Origin of the sequence: Rickettsia endosymbiont of Hedychridium roseum, from assembly GCF_964028255.1 — a bacterium.
Classification (GTDB): Bacteria; Pseudomonadota; Alphaproteobacteria; order Rickettsiales; family Rickettsiaceae; genus Rickettsia; species Rickettsia asembonensis.
In genome coordinates this window covers 558,279-575,009 of record NZ_OZ034753.1, presented here as the reverse complement: position 1 = coordinate 575,009, position 16,731 = coordinate 558,279, and the positions used below count along the sequence as shown (strand labels likewise).

Genomic DNA, 16,731 nt, shown 5'->3' with positions numbered 1-16,731 from the left:
CTACTCTAAAATTTCTTTACGAGCGAAAGGAAGTACGGATAAATTTTCCTTAGTAAGAATATCTTGTTTAACAAATGATTTAAGGTTAATAAATGGTTAATAAATAAAGTTAAGTCTTGCATATCCCCAAATGGAATATCTTTCGGCTCTATTCCTTGCAAGATTTTTTTTGCCATTAACCCCGCTTCTACGCCTATTTGCTTTTCTTGCACTCCTACGGCAATAGTTGCCCCGCTAATTACCGAACCTTCATCGGAAGCAATGATAGGAATATGGCGTTTAAATACTTCTTGCTTTAAAATATTAATTCCGCTAACTACCAAATGATCTTTCAGAATTACAAAACTCTGCGTATTTTCAGGAGCATTTTTTACAGCGACCGGCATATCATTTAAATTTTGTATCATTACCGTGTGCAGAGAAATATTGTTTTTTCCAGTATATAATTTTAATATTTCTACTTCAGGTATAACTTTCTCGCTACTGCTATAAATTAAAGTGATATTCTGTAAAAAAGGTAATTTACTAATGGTATCGGTGATTTTTATCTCATCGTTAACACCGGTAACTAAAGGTAGGTTTTTACTGTTAATCATAGCAGCAGCACAAACAATCGGTTTATTTGTTATATGAGAAATAACAGTTTGGCTGGTTGTCGTGCCGATGGGAATTATTACATCAATATCCTGATCTTTTATTTGCTTTACAATGGCAAGCAAAATATTAGAATCAGCATGAGCATTTTTAACTATAATTTCTGCATCTATATCTTTTAGCGACTCTTTAATTCCCAATATAATCTCGGTCATTGCAGCATGTTCAAGCGGAACAATAATTGCTACTTTTTTTTGATCCGCATAAATTGCAGCTGTGATAAATAAAACAAAAAGAAAAGAAAAAAATTTTTGAAAAATATTAGAGATAAACATTTTAATATCCTGTCATAAGTTATAATTTAATAATCAAAATCTAAATTTGCATATAGCAAACATATAAACGCAAAAAATTATCTACGCCAACACCAATTTTGTATTAAACTATTAACCTTTAAAGATATCATAAATATTTTTAACTGTAGAAATGTAAAGTACAGATAAAAAACTTATCTTTCTTTGACTAGAAGCTAAATAGTCAAGAAAGCTCTACCTTAGAGGCTATCTGTAAATAAATTTTAAGGCTAATAAATAATTAATTAAAAGTATAAAAACGACGAGTAATAGAATAGTAAAATTACCAAATTGCGAGAATATAGTAGGAGAGGTTAGTTTTTTAGGAATTAAACCTTGAGTATAATTTATTTCATTTAGATTTAGTTTTTTTATTGTTCTACCAAAAGGATCTACTATAGCTGAAATACCGTTATTTGCTACTCTAATCATAGGTAAACCATTCTCTACGGCTCTACTTCTACTAATATGAAAATGCTGATATGGACCGCTTGATTTACCATACCACGCATCATTTGTAATATTAATTATTACATCGGCTATTTCATTATTCGTCCGTACAAAATCAGGAAAAATAGATTCATAACAAATTAAAGGTTTAATTTTAAGATTATATTTTTCAAGATAAACAAGCCCTCCGTCTGCTTCTTTATAATCAATTAAACCGTGAGTTAATTTTTTAAACGGTAGTATCTTTTTAAGAGGCATATACTCACCGAAAGGTACTAAATGTGATTTATGATATTCAAATAATTTATGATCATTTTTATCAAGAGCATACATAGCTGAGTAAAGTTCAAACTCATCACCTTGTTTTTTATTATCCGAGATCCCTCCTGTTATCAAAATAGCATTTGTAGAATTTAGCATTTTTAGTAATTCTGATTTAACTTGCGGTATATCATCAGGTACTACTAATGCTGCTTCAGACCAAATAATTAAATCGGTGGGTTCGGAATTTTCCGATAAATTAATATGTAGCATTAAATTATGCCAAAATTCTTCTTCATTCCATTTTTCGGTTTGAGGTATTGAAGGCTGCACTAATCGTACTTTTATATCAGTGAAATTTGTAGGGTTATTACTTAGCCTTACTGCTCCGTAAATGACAATTACGGTTAATATTAAGACTGAACTAGCTAGTAATATTTTTAACTGAGTAAATTGTTTGCTAAATAAAGGATAAGCTGATGTAGAAATATATATAACTATAAAACTAAGTCCATATATCCCTATTATACTTAAAGGCTGTATTAAAATATCTGAAAACGAGAAAGCATAGCCGATCAAATTCCAAGGAAGACCGGTAAAAATCCATGAACGTATCCACTCAAATAATACCCAACATAAACAGAATATAAATTGGTAATATTTATTATTTTTAGCAAAAAAACTAAGCATACAGCTTACCGATATAAAGAAAGCTAAAACTATAGGTAGCCCAAATAACGCAAAAGGAATTGCCCACCAAAAATCCGCAATATAAACGCTAACACCGATACTTATCCAATATATTCCACTTAAAAAATGCCCAAAACCGAATAAATAACCAAATTTTGCGGCTTCTTGCCAATTTTCGGATTTTTGAACTATATAACATAAGTAAGATAACGTTAATAATGCCGGTATAAAGAAAGTGGGAGCAAAAACTAAACCGCTTAACATCCCTAGCAGTAAACATATGATTTTAGGTTTATACATTTTTATCGATTATTTGTTTACAAAATAATACATCATGCTATCATTTCAGCAAGTTTTAATATAATGAGTAAATAAATGACTACAGGATTACTACAAGGAAAAAAAGGCTTAATTACAGGCATTGCAAATAATATGTCAATATCGTGGGCGATTGCACAGCTTGCTAAAAAACACGGAGCAGAGCTATGGTTTACTTATCAATCGGAAGTACTAGAAAAACGCGTTAAACCACTCGCTGAGGAAATAGGTTGTAATTTTGTTAGCGAACTTGATGTTACGAATCCAAAATCAATTAGTAATTTATTTGATGATATAAAAGAGAAATGGGGTAGCTTCGATTTTTTACTTCACGGTATGGCTTTTGCCGATAAAAATGAATTAAAAGGACGTTATGTTGATACTAGCTTAGAAAATTTTCATAATTCTTTACATATCTCATGTTACTCTCTTTTAGAACTCTCGAGGTCCGCAGAAGCCTTAATGCATGACGGCGGAAGCATTGTGACGTTAACTTACTACGGTGCTGAAAAAGTTATATCTAATTATAATGTAATGGGGATTTCTAAAGCTGCACTTGAGGCTAGTGTAAAATATCTAGCAAACGATTTGGGAGAAAAAAATATTAGAGTAAACGCTATTTCGGCAGGACCTATCAAAACTCTAGCATCTAGTGCAATAGGTGATTTTAGTACTATGCTTAAATCTCACGCTGCAACCGCACCGTTAAAACGTAATACTACCCAAGAAGATGTAGGAGGAGCAGCAGTATATTTATTTAGTAATTTATCTAAAGGTGTTACCGGTGAAATTCATTATGTAGATTGCGGATATAATATTATGGGAAGTAATAAATTATAAATTATTATTGCATAGATAATTAAACGTGTTCGATGTCATTCCCGCGTGGCGTTGTTGCGTGGGCCGGTAAATGCTCTTTATGTCATTCCCGCGAAAGCGGGAATCCAGTATTTTAAAGCTTTTTAAAAGCTTTATTTAAAAAGTAAAACTATATAAAAATCTTGGCTTCAAAGATTTTTTTAAAAGCTCAATTTATTTCGCTTTATGCTGGATTGTATCTTGAAGCAAGTATTGAAAAGAGTATAGAGTAGAAAATAAGGAGTGATACCGTTTAACTGGATGGATCATAAAAGATCGAAGGAATCTAGGTACACACCTCATAATCTACAAAGTGTTGTAGTACGAACGGTAGGATGGTCCTGAAGAGATCGAATTTATAATCCTGTAATCGCACTTTGAACAACGTTAACAAGGTATCAGAAATGACAGAAGAAAACAAGTTATTTATAGGTATAGATGTATCAAAAGCAACATTAGATATATCTATGAATAAAAAACATTATAAAATTAAAAATACAGATGAAGCAATAACTGATTTTATAAAATCAGTTATTGCTTCTAATAAAATTAAGCTTTGTGTATTAGAATCGACGGGAGGTTATGAGCGTCTTGTAATGAAGAAGCTTCAAGAGTGGGATATTGCGGTACATAGAACACACCCAAATAAGGTATATGCTTTTGCTAAAGCTAGTAACCATTTTGCAAAGACTGATAAATTAGATGCGATATTACTAGAGAAATACGCTATTTTTGTTTCTAATGAAGAAAAAGGCGATGCTATTCTTTCTGATTTACAGTGTGAATTGCAATCCCTAAGGCTAGTAGAAAAGAGCTTAGAAGAAGAGCTACATGCTAATCAATGTAGAGTTAAGATTTGCACGGGTAAGAGTAAAAAATATTTAGATAAACAAATAGAATTTATCAAAGAGCAACTTAAGAAAATTAAAGCTGATATTAATAAGTTGATAAAAGAAGATGAGGATTTAAGCTCTAAAAGCAAATTATTAACAAGTTATAAAGGCGTAGGAGAAAAGACTGCAAATACTTTATTAATAGACGTACCTGAACTTGGTAAGTTAAATAATAAAGAGATTGTAAGCTTAGTTGGGGTAGCACCTAAAACTAACCAAAGCGGTCAAAAAACTAAAATAGCTAAGATTAGCGGTGGTAGGTTTGGTGCTAGAAAAGCTTTATATATGGCGGCACTGGTTGCTATGCGATATAACTGTAAAATGAAGCAGTTATATGAACGTTTAATTGCTTCAGGCAAAAAAGCTAAAGTAGCTTTGGTTGCCGTCATGCGTAAAATTATTATTTGTTTAAATTCTATGCTAAAACATAACGAAATTTATCAAATTTAACGCTTTTTACTCTTGACTCTTAAGACGGTAGATTCCCGCCTCCGCGGTAATGACATCGGTATCCACGCAACAATGCTTTCCCGCGTAGACGGAAATCCAGTCATTTAAAAATATAAATATACTAAATTTTAAAATTAAAAGCTCAAATAATTTCGCTTTTTTTCTGGATTCCCGCTTTTAGCTAGGAATGACATTATAATCCGTGATTTCTTTTTTTGAGATGTTCAGGTTTTGGAGGAACAGGAGGTTTTTTGGATTTTGCCTGAACCTTTTTAGCTTCTGACGGCAATGCCGGATTATTTAATCTATTTAACTCTTTTGAGATTTGTTTTAACTGTTCTTGTACTTCTACGTTTAAAGGAGTATGAGAATTTTTAATTTCACTATTTATTATTTTTCCTATTTTCTCAAGATTTTCTTTAGAAATAGAATATGATTTTATACTTATATAATTAACAATCTTTGACCACCAAGTTTGTCTTTTATCTAATTCTTGATGTATTATATCTACTAAATCATTTTTTTTGAATGTTAATATATAATCAGAAGCTCCTTCTAAGGATTTAGATAAATGCCTTTTTATTTCTTCTCGTCTCTTATCTTCAATACTTACCTTTTTGTCTTTCTCTAGTGTTGTTATTGCTTTTTCAATTATTGAAGATATCTTAGTCTCTTTTTCTTCACTTGCTTTATTTTCTAAATTTTCTTTGGTATTAAAATGTATATTAGTTCCTATTTTAGCATCTACTAATTGTTTAACATACTTACCGTTAGGAGCAGCTATTCCTCCTTCTATTTTCAATGCTTCTTCCGGTGATTTTTTATATATTTTCTCATATATTTCTGATTCTCGAAAAAGTGGAGCATATAATAAAAAATTAATACTTTGAGCTATTCTACTATCTACTAAATCTTTAGAATTTCTTTTAGGATAAAATTTTTCTTGTAAAATACGATAGTGATCTAATATTTCCTGGGTTATATCTTTTACATCAAGAGATTGTAATTCTCCTTTATCATTAAATTTTGCTTTCATACCTGAGCGTTTTGCTTCCAACAATAATATTCCTTGAAAAACTTTATTATTAGGAGTACGACAAACAAAATTAGGATCATTATCCGGCATTAATTCATTTGCATTTTCCATTATTGCTTGATTGAGCTTATGTAACTGTTCCTTATTAAGCTTTTTATCTAAAAAACTTATAAAAGCTTCCCTTTGTTTTTGCTTACTTGCAGTACTAAAAGCCTGCTGCATCTTTTGCAAAACATCAAAATCAAAATTTTCGTTACCTATTTCTTTGATAACTAAATTTGCTAAATTTTTTGTTTCAGTATTCACTGTTTCTTTTTTATTTTTTGTAGCCATATTTAATATTAATCTAACTTATAATTATTTAAATATTAATGATAGATTAAATTAATTTCTAGAGGTTTTTACTATATTTATAATCAAAACTTTAAGACAGTATCTAGAAAGTCATACTGTACTTTCGCTATTTCCTAGAATTTCTATTGATACTATCTCACCATCTGGTTGACTATGATTTACTAGCTCTAATATATTTGAAGATGTTAAATTGCTAATATAAACACCTTTTACATCATTTAATATAGAATTAAATACATAACTATCTACTTCATCGCCCTTATTAATATCATAGTATGGTTTAAATTTTTCTAATTCACTTACTTTTTTAAACCTCTCTGACTTAAATAATTCTTTTGCTACATCATGTTCTTCGATATATTTACTTACAAGTAAAAACATTATGCTTTGTGCTAAGCTATTTTTAATATAAAATTCTTTTAAGCATTCAATAAAATTTTCAAAAAAACTTACTTCTTCAATTAATTCTTCAAAAGGAATTTGACAATCATGGAACAATTCTTGATATAATTTTTTCTGCAATTCCTCTTTTTCAATTAGTTCTTCAAAAGGAATTTGACAATCATGGAACAATTCCTGATATAATTTTTTCTGCAATTCCTCTTTTTCAAAGTTTTTTAAATAAAAATTATCTACTAATAACTTGTAAAGTTCAAGCATCCTGCTAGGAAAGTTAATTTTTAAAGTTCCTTTTTTATCAACTTCTACAGCAAAATTGTTTCTTTCTGCTTGCAATAATAATATTTCTTGAAAAACTTTATTATTAGGAGTACGACAAACGAAATTAGGATCATCATCCGGCATTAATTCATCTGCATTTTCCATTATTGCTTGACTGAGTTTATGTAATTGCTCTTTATTAAGCTCTTTATCTAAAAAACTTATAAAAGCTTTTCTTTGTTTTTGCTTACTTGCAATGCTAAAAGCCTGCTGCATCTTTTGTAAAATCCCAAAATCAAAATTTTCGTTATCTATTTCTTGGATAACTAAATTTGCTAAATTATGTGATGCTTCATCACATAATTCTTCTCTTTCTAAGTTTCTTTGACCTAACCCGGAATAAACATTGAATCCTGATTCTTTCTTTTGAGCTAATCTAGGATATTTTTCTTCAATTTCTCTAGGTTTACTAATACAAGAGAGCATAATTTCTTTTAGCTTCATATAATTTATTCCTTAAATTTAAAAGGTGAATTATATTTAGTTAAAAAATATTAACAAGCACTTTATAAAAGATTAAGATAAATTAATTTTTGTTAAGAGGGTGATGCAATAATGCTTTTTTTAGATGATTAGTTTGAAGATGAGTATATATTTGGGTAGTTGATATATCAGCATGACCGAGTAGCTCTTGAATTACTCTTAAGTCTGCTCCGCCCTCAAGTAAATGACTTGCAAAGCTGTGGCGTAATATATGAGGAGAAATATGTTCAGGGTTAAGATTGGCATAAAGAGCAGCAGATTTTAACAGAATTGCAAAATTTTGCCTAGTCATATAACCTGCTAAAGCTGATGAAGGAAATAAATAAATTAGATTTTTTGGTTTAGCTTTATTCACAAAAACATCTCTAATTGCAAGATATTTAGCAATAGAGATAACTGCCTGTTCATTTATTACTATGACTCTTTCCTTACTACCTTTACCAAGCACCGAAAATATTTTTCTTACTTCTCCTTTAGAAGTTTTATTAGTCAGAATATCAGTAAGCTTAAGACTAACAAGTTCTGAGACTCTAAGACCGCTAGCATAAAGCAAATGAATCATAGCATTAAGCCGTATACCTTCAGGAGAATTATCTTGCGAGCAATATTCAAGTAGCGATTTAATTTGATCTATAGACAATATTTCAGGAAGTTTATTTTGGTATTTCGGTAAATCTACGTTAAGAACCGGATTAAAAGCAGTATGATTTTCGCTAATTAAAAATTCATAGTAGCTTTTTATAGTTGAGATTTTTCTGTTGATTGAGCGTGCTTGTAAATCATTACTTGCTAGATACTCAATCCAATCTCTAACATTTTCTGTGGTAATACTTAATTCGGATAATCTTTGTTTAGCAAGATAGTTTTGAAAATCGAATAGGTCACGCTTATAGCTAAGTATAGAATTTTTTGATAATGCTCGCTCGGCTAAGAGCATTTCTAGGAATTGCGAAATAAATTCCATAAGATGTGTTAATTTTTATATTGGAGGCCAGGGTCGGAATCGAACCGACGAATAGAGGATTTGCAGTCCACGGCATTACCACTTTGCTACCCAGCCGAATCAGTATCATACCACAATCCTAGGTCATTCCCGCTTTTGCAGGAATGACCTAAATATACTTCGAGTATACTACCAACATCCATCCAAAAAAGCAACTATTTTTATACTAAACTCCTAATCCTTGTAGGATATTTAAACGATTTATCCTTCATAAAATTCAGGAACTGGCTAACGGAATCCACTATATCGTCATTTTTAATATGAGAAAAATTCAGTAATTCCTTTAAAATTATGCTTGATTGTTTGGGTATTAAAACACTAGCTGATTGAAATAAAGGAACTACCGAGGCGAATCTTGTAACTTTATCGAACCTTGGCTTAATCCCAATCACTCTAATATTATCGCCTAAAAACCCTATATCTTGAATCAATTGTTGACCGCTTGCTTTATCCTCGATTAATATAAATTTTGGCTGATATTCTCTAGCCAATTTTTCCGTTATATTTTTAAGCTCAGGATAATTAATTTTTTTCCGTACTAATGATACTAGATAATATTTCTGCTCAAGAATCCCCCATATAGTACAAACACTATAATCGGAATCTTCAGAAATTTTAATTGCCGTATCCCAGCTTTGTACAAAATAATCAAACTTCTCAGGCAGATTTTCATAAAAACTAATATCTTCTATATTAAGCAGCGATGAACCTATAGCTATAGGTTCTTGCAAATATTGAGCATTATAATTATAGCTACCTATTTCCTGCTCTAATTTCATTAAACAGTCAGAAGGTTCTTTATAGCTATCTAAAATCTCACCGCTAAAATATTGATATTCTTTATTCATTAATTTAAAAGAGTAATCTTGAATGCTAATCGCCGGAATTTTTAAATGATGCCATGAATTGCTACTATTAAGTAGATAACCGGATAAATAGACGCTGCATAACTAGAACTATCGCTCCCTTATTACGATTATTTAGTCTGCTAACAAAAGTTTGCTCAAACCAATCTATAACTTTCTTACGTATTTTATAAGAATGAATTTGCGTAGGATTATGAGGATCATCGATAATTAAGATATCACCGCCCTCACCTGTTGCCGATCCTCCAACCGATGTTGCAAATCTAAAGCCGTTAGCTGTCGTTAAAAATTTACTTTTTTGATTATGGGTTTTACTAAGGATAGTATTCGGAAAAAGTTCCTTATACCAATCGGAATTTAAAATAAACCGACAATCTAGCGAGTGCTTAATACTTAATATCTGCGAATAGCTAGCAGCCATAATTCTTTTGGTAGGATTAACTCCAAGTAAATAAGCAAGCCAAGCAACACTAACACAAATAGATTTTAAGCTCCTTGGCGGTATATTGATTATTAAACGATTAATATCACCGCTTTGCACGGCATTTTAATAATCGGTAATTATTCTTATATGTTTACTTGGGTAATAATCTACTCCCGGATTAATAGTATTAAATACCTTAATGATAAAGCTATGAAAATCCTGCCGTAAAATAGAATTTAAGAGTTCTTTAGAGTGGAGCATGTTATTATATCATACTGTGACTTACTGTCACCCCGTGGCTTGACCACGGGGTCCAAAAAATAATTAAAAAAAACTGGATACCGTGGTCAAGCCACGGTATGACATATATCACAAATTATCATTGCCATTAATCCCCTATAGTATATAATTTTGAAAAATAATATGTTTATTTATGAAGTTACTACGAATTGTTTTTATCACGATCATATGTACTTACTCTTCTATATTTGCAGAAAATTTAGAGTCGGTTACTACAACCGAAGACATTGAAAATGACGTATTTATCCCTCTTGATGAAAATCATCCTGTTTTAAACTCAAACGATAATATTAATGATAGTTCCGACTTTAAGAGCTATACAAACGGTAAAATTATTGCTCTAAATAAAATTACTGCCACTTCTGAAGAAATTAATTTTAAAGTTGGAGAGGAAAAATATTTCGGTAATATAAAAATCAAATTGCATAAATGTATAAAAAACCTTGATCCGTATAATGAAGATAATTATTTACTGATGACCGTAACAGAATATAAAATAGATGAAGATCCTAATTTACTCTTTCAAGGATGGATGATTTCTTCAAGCATTTCACTTTCAACATTTGAACACCCAATCTACGAAATTTTTGCTAAAGATTGTTTTTAATTGAAATGATAAATTATTTAACTTCAACTTTAATATTCCTAATTCCAAGCCTTGGAATGGTAGCAGGCTTATCGGTTGCAGCTACTGTAACAATTTTTTTGCTGAGTGTTGTCATAAAGCAGTTTATGTCATTTCCGCTATCTCCTATGTCATTCCTGCGAAAGCAGGAATCCAATAACAATGTCATACCGTGGCTTGACCACGGTATCCATAAAATAATTAAAAAAAATTGGATCCCGCGATCGAGTCGCGGGATGACAATGTTATTCACTGCTTGGTGCTTTATATCTTGTTTACTTGCAATTCATCCTATTAATAGCTTAGCTACTTTTGCTCAAGTTTTCATACTTTTATTTCTCGGCTTTGCAGTTAGTAATTCTGCTCCTTTCGGGAATCGTTTACAGCTCAAAAAAGCTTTAACACTCGGAATTCTCACGGCAATATTATTATTCTTCATTGAATATTCTTCTCATGGTTTTTTAACAAGAACATTCAAAGCTAGTTTTGGCTTATATATGCTAGATCGTGGTTGTGCTTTACTTTCAATTACTTCTTGGGTAGCGATTATAATTTTACTCTCTAGCGGTAAAAGAAGACACGCATTAATACTATATATATTAGTGCTTTATTTATTAAGTATTTCTGATAGTTTAGCAAGTTTTTTAGGCTTTAGTATAGGCGGAGTAATATTTATTTTAGCAAGAGTTATAAAGCCGATATTTTTCAAATTAATTGCAATAAGTTTAATTACCGGCTCGTTGCTATTCCCCGTTATAGCTAAACAAATAGAACCACGAGATTTATCTGAAAAATATTTAGCTACACAACCTTCCGCTGCTCATCGTTTATTTATTTGGCATTTTGTTGCAAATAAAATCATCGAAAAACCGATTTTAGGCTATGGCTTTGCTTCTTCTAAATATATCAAAGTCAATAATAGTGAAATGATAAATTACAACGGAGAAAAATGGCATCCTTTGCCGCTACATCCTCATAATAATATATTACAAATTACTCTTGAACTTGGTATAATAGGACTAATATTATTTTTATGCTTAGTTTATAAATACTTAAAACAAATCGATAATATAAAGAGTTCTAATTTTAGAGCAGCTTCTTATTCATGCTTCATAAATTACTATATTATCGGCATGATTTCATATGATATTTGGCAAATATGGTGGATATCAAGCGGTATTTGGGTACTAGTTTTAATGAAGTTACTAGTTAAACCTGATATTATCGTTGATAATTGATGCTATTTGGTATAGATATAGAAGTAAGTGTTTGATGTCATTCAAGCAACGGCGGGAATCCAGTAACCTTTGTTGTCATAACGCGGTCAAGCCGCGGTATGACACTGAAAAACTTGGATTCCCGCCTACGCGGGAATGACATAAACCGCACTTATACTCATACAATAAAAACATATGCTACAAAATTCAGAGCTTTTACAAGAATATCTACCGATTGCTATATTTTTCAGTATTGCGGTATTGGTTTCCGGCTTAATAATGATTCTACCTAACCTATTATCGACAAAGAAATATAATAAAGATAAGCTAGAGCCTTATGAGTGTGGTTTTGAACCTTTTAGTGATGCAAGGTCAAAATTTGACATACGTTTTTACTTAGTTGCTATTTTATTTATTATCTTTGACCTTGAAATCGCATTTTTAGTGCCTTGGGCTATTAGCCTTAATATGATAGGTAAAATAGGCTTTTTCTCAATGATATTTTTCTTATTCGTACTTACTATCGGGTTCATATATGAATGGAAGAAAGGAGCTTTAGATTGGTAGTAAAATCTCTATGTCATTCCCGCGGAAGCGGGAATGACATAAGAATCGTGCAACAAACCAAATTAAACTTCGTATTTAATTTATTAAGAATAAACATGCATAATAACTTTTATCAAGAAGACGAATTATTAAATAATGAGCTTTCTAATAGAGGATTCTTACTCACTAAAGTTGATGACGTTATAGGCTGGGCGAGAGCTAATTCCTTATGGCCTATGACTTTTGGGCTTGCTTGTTGTGCTGTTGAGATGATGCAGGCAGCAGCAAGTAGGTATGATATGGATCGCTTCGGTATGTTATTTAGACCAAGTCCAAGACAGTCCGACCTTATGATAGTTGCAGGAACGCTTACTAATAAAATGGCACCGGCTCTACGTAAAGTATATGATCAGATGGCTGAGCCTAAATGGGTGCTTTCAATGGGTAGCTGTGCTAATGGCGGCGGCTATTATCATTTCTCTTATTCGGTAGTGCGTGGCTGTGATAGAATCGTACCGGTTGACGTATATGTCCCTGGCTGCCCTCCTACCGCCGAAGCATTAATTTACGGGCTTATGCAGTTACAGAAAAAAATTAAACGCACTACAGGTTTTAAGTATGACGCTAGACAAACTCATTGAAAAACTTGCAGCTAAATCTAGCATCTTAATAACTCCGGTCACGGTTAAAGATTACCTAACTTACAAAATCGAACCGAATTTTTTATTACCGTTTTTAAAAGCTTTAAAAGAATCGGAAGAACTACGTTTTACTGTACTTACTGATTTATTTGGGGTTGATTTTCCTGAACGATGTCATTCCCGCGAAAGCGGGAATCCAGACAAAATAACCTTAATAAATAAAAGATTTGAAATAGTATATAATTTACTAAGTTTAAAGCTCAATAAACGCCTCATAATTAAAACCCATGTTTCTGAAAAAGAAAACATACCTTCAGCAATGAATATATTTAGTGCCGCTTGTTGGTATGAGCGTGAAGTTTACGATATGTACGGGGTAAATTTCGATGGCAATGATGATAAAAGACGAATACTCACCGATTACGAATTCGAGGGACATCCATTACGTAAAGATTTCCCGTTAACCGGTTATACGCAGGTTAAATATGATGAGAAACTAAAGAAAGTGGCTTATGAGCCGGTCGATTTAGACATAGAATATCGTGAGTTTGATTTTAGCTCTCACTGGCATAGCCCGACTTATGTATTACCTGGGGATGAAAAGGCCGGGAAGTAATAACGTCATTGCGAGCAGCCATAGGCTGCGTAGATTATTTTATGTCATTCCTAGCTAAAAGCGGGGATCCAGAAATAGAATGAATGTCATACCGTGGCTTGACCAAAAATAAAAAAGACTGGACCCCGTAGTCAAGCGAACTAGGTGACAGTAGGAAAATACTATGACTAACAACACTAAAACTATAACTCTAAATCTTGGTCCGCAGCATCCGGCAACTCATGGAGTTTTAAGGTTAATTCTTGAGATGGACGGGGAAGTAGTAAATAACGCCGATCCTCATATTGGGTTACTGCATCGTGGTACGGAAAAGCTTATTGAGCATAAAACATATTTGCAGGCTATACCTTATTTTGACCGCCTTGATTATGTTTCGCCAATGTGCCAAGAACATGCGTTTGCTTTGGCAGTCGAGTCGCTACTAGAATGCGAAGTCCCACGAAGAGCTCAGTTTATCAGGGTACTATTCTCAGAACTAACAAGAATTTTGAACCATACTTTGAATATTGGCAGCCAAGCTTTAGATATCGGTGCTACTACTCCTTTATTATGGCTTTTTGAAGAGCGAGAAAAGATTATGGAATTTTACGAGCGTGTTTCCGGCTCTCGTATGCATTCAAACTACTTTAGACCTGGGGGCGTTGCAGAAGATTTACCTGACGGTTTACTTGAAGATATAGATAAGTTTATAGAGCAGTTTCCTCCTAAACTTCATGATATTGAAAGTCTATTAAATGAAAATAGATTATGGAAACAGCGGCTAGTAGATATCGGCGTTGTGTCTCAAAAAGAGGCAATGGATTGGGGGTTTTCAGGACCGATGCTTAGAGGTTCAGGCATAGCTTGGGATTTACGCAAGTCAAACCCTTATGACGTTTACGATGAAATGGACTTTGAAGTACCAATCGGCAAAAACGGTGATTGTTACGACAGATATTTTGTTCGTATGCTTGAAATGTATGAATCTATTAAGATAATCAAGCAATGTATAGAGAAAATGCCGAAAGGTGCAGTTAAAACTGATGATCCTAAGCTTACACCACCGACAAGGGCTAAAATGAAAGAATCTATGGAAGCAATGATTCATCATTTTAAGCTCTATACAGAAGGGTATGACGTTCCTCTAGGCGAGACCTACAAAGCAGTAGAAGCTCCTAAGGGTGAGTTTGGAGTATATTTATACTCGCAAGGAGGAAACAGGCCTTATAGATGCCGAATTAAAGCCCCAGGCTTTGCTCATTTGCAAGGACTAGATTTTATGTCTAAAAGTCATTTAATGGCAGATGTTATTACTATTATTGCAACGCTTGATATAGTATTTGGTGAGATAGATAGGTAGACTCGTTTAATTTGGAAAAGAGCAAGGCGTTTCATATTTTTTGACCGCAGCGTACATACTAGTACGTGAGGATCAAAAAATATTAAACAACGAAGCCAATTTTTCAAATTAAACTTCGTCTACTACACTATTCATAATATTAGGAGTATATGAATACAAAAATTACAAATTTTACATTTGATAAGAAAAACTTAAATCTAGCAGAAGATATTATAAAAAAATATCCGCCGGAGGGGAAAAGAAGTGCTATATTGCCGCTGCTTGATTTAGCACAACGTCAAAATGGCGGTTGGCTACCCGTGCCTGCTATCGAGTATGTCGCAAATATGCTAGAAATGCCTTATATGCGGGCTTATGAAGTTGCAACTTTTTATACTATGTTTAATTTAAAGCGAGTTGGTAAATATCATATTCAAGTATGTACTACTACCCCTTGCTGGCTACGCGGTAGTGATGATATCATGAAAATTTGTGAAAAGAAATTAGGTATAAAACTCAAAGAAACAACTGAAGATCAAAAATTTACTTTAAGTGAGATAGAATGTTTAGGAGCATGCGTTAACGCTCCGGTCGTACAAATCAATGACGATTATTATGAAGATCTAACTGAAGAAAAAATGGAGAAACTAATAGATAAGCTGCAAAATGAGTAAAATACTTTTATTAATAATTAAGTTCTATCAATATTTCATTTCCCCGCTACTTGGCAATAATTGCCGCTTTCATCCCACTTGTTCTGAATATGCCAAAGAAGCTATAACAATACACCGCACACCTAAAGGCTTGTGGCTTACCTTTAAAAGAATCATCAAATGCCAACCGTTTTGCGACAGTGGATATGACGAAGTACCAAATTCAAGCAATAATGAACAAGTTACTAAATAATTAAAAAATTAATATTCATCTTGTAAAAAGTAAAAATCTTATATATAGTATTTTACTAGACTTCCTGCATAAGTCATCTTATAAAGAGGAATTTGAAGGAGACACGGAGTGCAGAACCGTAGCGTACACAAGCGTACGTGAGGATTCGAGTACCGGATCGACGTACAAATTACCTTTAGAAGTGGCTTATGCAGGAAGTCTACTAAAAAATAGGAATATTCATATGCTTACTACGGAACAACAACAATTATTAAATGCAATAAAACTGCACGAACCTATCCCCTCATTATTACTTATATCAAAAATATTCGATTTCCAAGAGGAAGACGGGCGTACACCTTTACATATAGCAGTTGATGCTAATAATAAATTAGCTTTTGGAAAATTGATAGAACACGGAGTGTGCTTAGATATTCTAGATAACGCAGGATTTGCTCCTTTAGATTATGCAAAATTTAAAGGATGGAATACTGAAGAATTTGTGAATAATGGAAAAAATTCCGAAAGATTTATAGAGATTAAACCTGAACAAGAAAAAATAGTATTTAACAATGAATATTTGGAGAGCGATAATGGAGCTATGCTCGAGGGTCGCACACCTTCACATATTGCAGTGCTTAAAGGTCAAACAGAATACATTACGGATTTAATTAAAGGTGGAGTTAATAAGATAAATATTAATGATAACAATATAACTATCGCTGAAGAACCGAAACCATTATTTGGACAATTTAAAAGTGCTTGTCACGAGAAGCATTTTGATAAACACACTAGTTATACATAAATTACTCTTACCTAATTATGAATCA

The 16,731-nt window shown here is 32.4% G+C and carries 17 protein-coding genes, 1 tRNA gene and 1 pseudogene; 11 read left to right on the top strand and 8 right to left on the bottom strand.

Going from position 1 to position 16,731, the window contains the following annotated elements; all coding sequences use genetic code 11:
- Both AC5587_RS03330 and lnt read right to left on the bottom strand, forming a co-directional pair.
- Positions 1 to 929, bottom strand: a pseudogene (locus tag AC5587_RS03330) (ABC transporter substrate binding protein).
- A gap of 225 nt (positions 930 to 1,154) precedes the next feature.
- Complete coding sequence (gene lnt, locus AC5587_RS03325; RefSeq protein WP_499162850.1) at positions 1,155 to 2,648, bottom strand: apolipoprotein N-acyltransferase; 1,494 nt, start codon at positions 2,646 to 2,648, stop codon at positions 1,155 to 1,157.
- A gap of 75 nt (positions 2,649 to 2,723) precedes the next feature.
- On the opposite strand from lnt, the gene fabI reads away from it, so the two are divergent.
- Both fabI and AC5587_RS03315 read left to right on the top strand, forming a co-directional pair.
- Positions 2,724 to 3,506, top strand: coding sequence for an enoyl-ACP reductase FabI (fabI, locus tag AC5587_RS03320; protein WP_499162849.1), 783 nt, complete (start codon positions 2,724 to 2,726; stop codon positions 3,504 to 3,506).
- A gap of 422 nt (positions 3,507 to 3,928) precedes the next feature.
- Positions 3,929 to 4,867 (top strand): IS110 family RNA-guided transposase, encoded by a 939-nt coding sequence (locus AC5587_RS03315; protein WP_499162385.1) that lies wholly within the window; start codon positions 3,929 to 3,931, stop codon positions 4,865 to 4,867.
- A 193-nt stretch (positions 4,868 to 5,060) separates the two neighbouring features.
- Here the strand turns inward: AC5587_RS03315 and AC5587_RS03310 are convergent, their stop codons facing one another.
- The 6 genes from AC5587_RS03310 to AC5587_RS03285 all read right to left on the bottom strand — a co-directional run bounded on the left by AC5587_RS03310 (position 5,061) and on the right by AC5587_RS03285 (position 9,870).
- Positions 5,061 to 6,236, bottom strand: coding sequence for a DUF5410 family protein (locus AC5587_RS03310; protein WP_499162848.1), 1,176 nt, complete (start codon positions 6,234 to 6,236; stop codon positions 5,061 to 5,063).
- 111 nt (positions 6,237 to 6,347) lie between these two features.
- On the bottom strand, positions 6,348 to 7,421 hold the full coding sequence (locus AC5587_RS03305) for a DUF5410 family protein (protein WP_499162847.1): 1,074 nt from the start codon (positions 7,419 to 7,421) through the stop codon (positions 6,348 to 6,350).
- Between the two features lie 82 nt (positions 7,422 to 7,503).
- A complete protein-coding gene (locus AC5587_RS03300; RefSeq protein ID WP_499162846.1) occupies positions 7,504 to 8,424 on the bottom strand; it encodes a site-specific tyrosine recombinase XerD in 921 nt (306 codons plus the stop codon).
- Between the two features lie 21 nt (positions 8,425 to 8,445).
- Positions 8,446 to 8,520 (bottom strand) — tRNA-Cys (locus AC5587_RS03295).
- Positions 8,521 to 8,624: 104 nt separating this feature from the next.
- Positions 8,625 to 9,311 (bottom strand): phage terminase large subunit, encoded by a 687-nt coding sequence (gene terL / locus AC5587_RS03290; protein WP_499162845.1) that lies wholly within the window; start codon positions 9,309 to 9,311, stop codon positions 8,625 to 8,627.
- Positions 9,312 to 9,378: 67 nt separating this feature from the next.
- The gene (locus tag AC5587_RS03285) at positions 9,379 to 9,870 is read right to left on the bottom strand and encodes a hypothetical protein (RefSeq protein WP_499162844.1); all 492 of its coding nucleotides are present in this window, start codon (positions 9,868 to 9,870) and stop codon (positions 9,379 to 9,381) included.
- A 316-nt stretch (positions 9,871 to 10,186) separates the two neighbouring features.
- On the opposite strand from AC5587_RS03285, the gene AC5587_RS03280 reads away from it, so the two are divergent.
- The 9 genes from AC5587_RS03280 (at position 10,187) to AC5587_RS03240 (ending at position 16,706) form a co-directional block, all read left to right on the top strand.
- A complete protein-coding gene (locus AC5587_RS03280; protein WP_499162843.1) occupies positions 10,187 to 10,660 on the top strand; it encodes a DUF2155 domain-containing protein in 474 nt (157 codons plus the stop codon).
- A gap of 5 nt (positions 10,661 to 10,665) precedes the next feature.
- Positions 10,666 to 11,916 carry an O-antigen ligase family protein gene (locus AC5587_RS03275; RefSeq protein ID WP_499162842.1) on the top strand — a complete coding sequence of 417 codons (1,251 nt, stop codon included), beginning with the start codon at positions 10,666 to 10,668 and terminating at the stop codon, positions 11,914 to 11,916.
- 174 nt (positions 11,917 to 12,090) lie between these two features.
- Positions 12,091 to 12,462 (top strand): NADH-quinone oxidoreductase subunit A, encoded by a 372-nt coding sequence (locus AC5587_RS03270; protein ID WP_041078879.1) that lies wholly within the window; start codon positions 12,091 to 12,093, stop codon positions 12,460 to 12,462.
- A gap of 95 nt (positions 12,463 to 12,557) precedes the next feature.
- A complete protein-coding gene (locus tag AC5587_RS03265) occupies positions 12,558 to 13,082 on the top strand; it encodes a NuoB/complex I 20 kDa subunit family protein (RefSeq protein WP_410526772.1) in 525 nt (174 codons plus the stop codon).
- Complete coding sequence (locus tag AC5587_RS03260) at positions 13,060 to 13,698, top strand: NADH-quinone oxidoreductase subunit C (RefSeq protein ID WP_499162841.1); 639 nt, start codon at positions 13,060 to 13,062, stop codon at positions 13,696 to 13,698. The genes AC5587_RS03265 and AC5587_RS03260 overlap by 23 nt, the downstream gene beginning before the upstream one ends.
- A gap of 163 nt (positions 13,699 to 13,861) precedes the next feature.
- On the top strand, positions 13,862 to 15,037 hold the full coding sequence (gene nuoD, locus AC5587_RS03255; RefSeq protein WP_499162840.1) for an NADH dehydrogenase (quinone) subunit D: 1,176 nt from the start codon (positions 13,862 to 13,864) through the stop codon (positions 15,035 to 15,037).
- Positions 15,038 to 15,186: 149 nt separating this feature from the next.
- Positions 15,187 to 15,690, top strand: coding sequence for an NADH-quinone oxidoreductase subunit NuoE (gene nuoE / locus AC5587_RS03250; RefSeq protein WP_410526764.1), 504 nt, complete (start codon positions 15,187 to 15,189; stop codon positions 15,688 to 15,690).
- A complete protein-coding gene (yidD, locus tag AC5587_RS03245; RefSeq protein ID WP_499162839.1) occupies positions 15,683 to 15,922 on the top strand; it encodes a membrane protein insertion efficiency factor YidD in 240 nt (79 codons plus the stop codon). The genes nuoE and yidD overlap by 8 nt, the downstream gene beginning before the upstream one ends.
- 223 nt (positions 15,923 to 16,145) lie before the next feature.
- Complete coding sequence (locus AC5587_RS03240) at positions 16,146 to 16,706, top strand: hypothetical protein (protein WP_499162838.1); 561 nt, start codon at positions 16,146 to 16,148, stop codon at positions 16,704 to 16,706.
- The last annotated feature ends 25 nt before the right edge of the window (positions 16,707 to 16,731 follow it).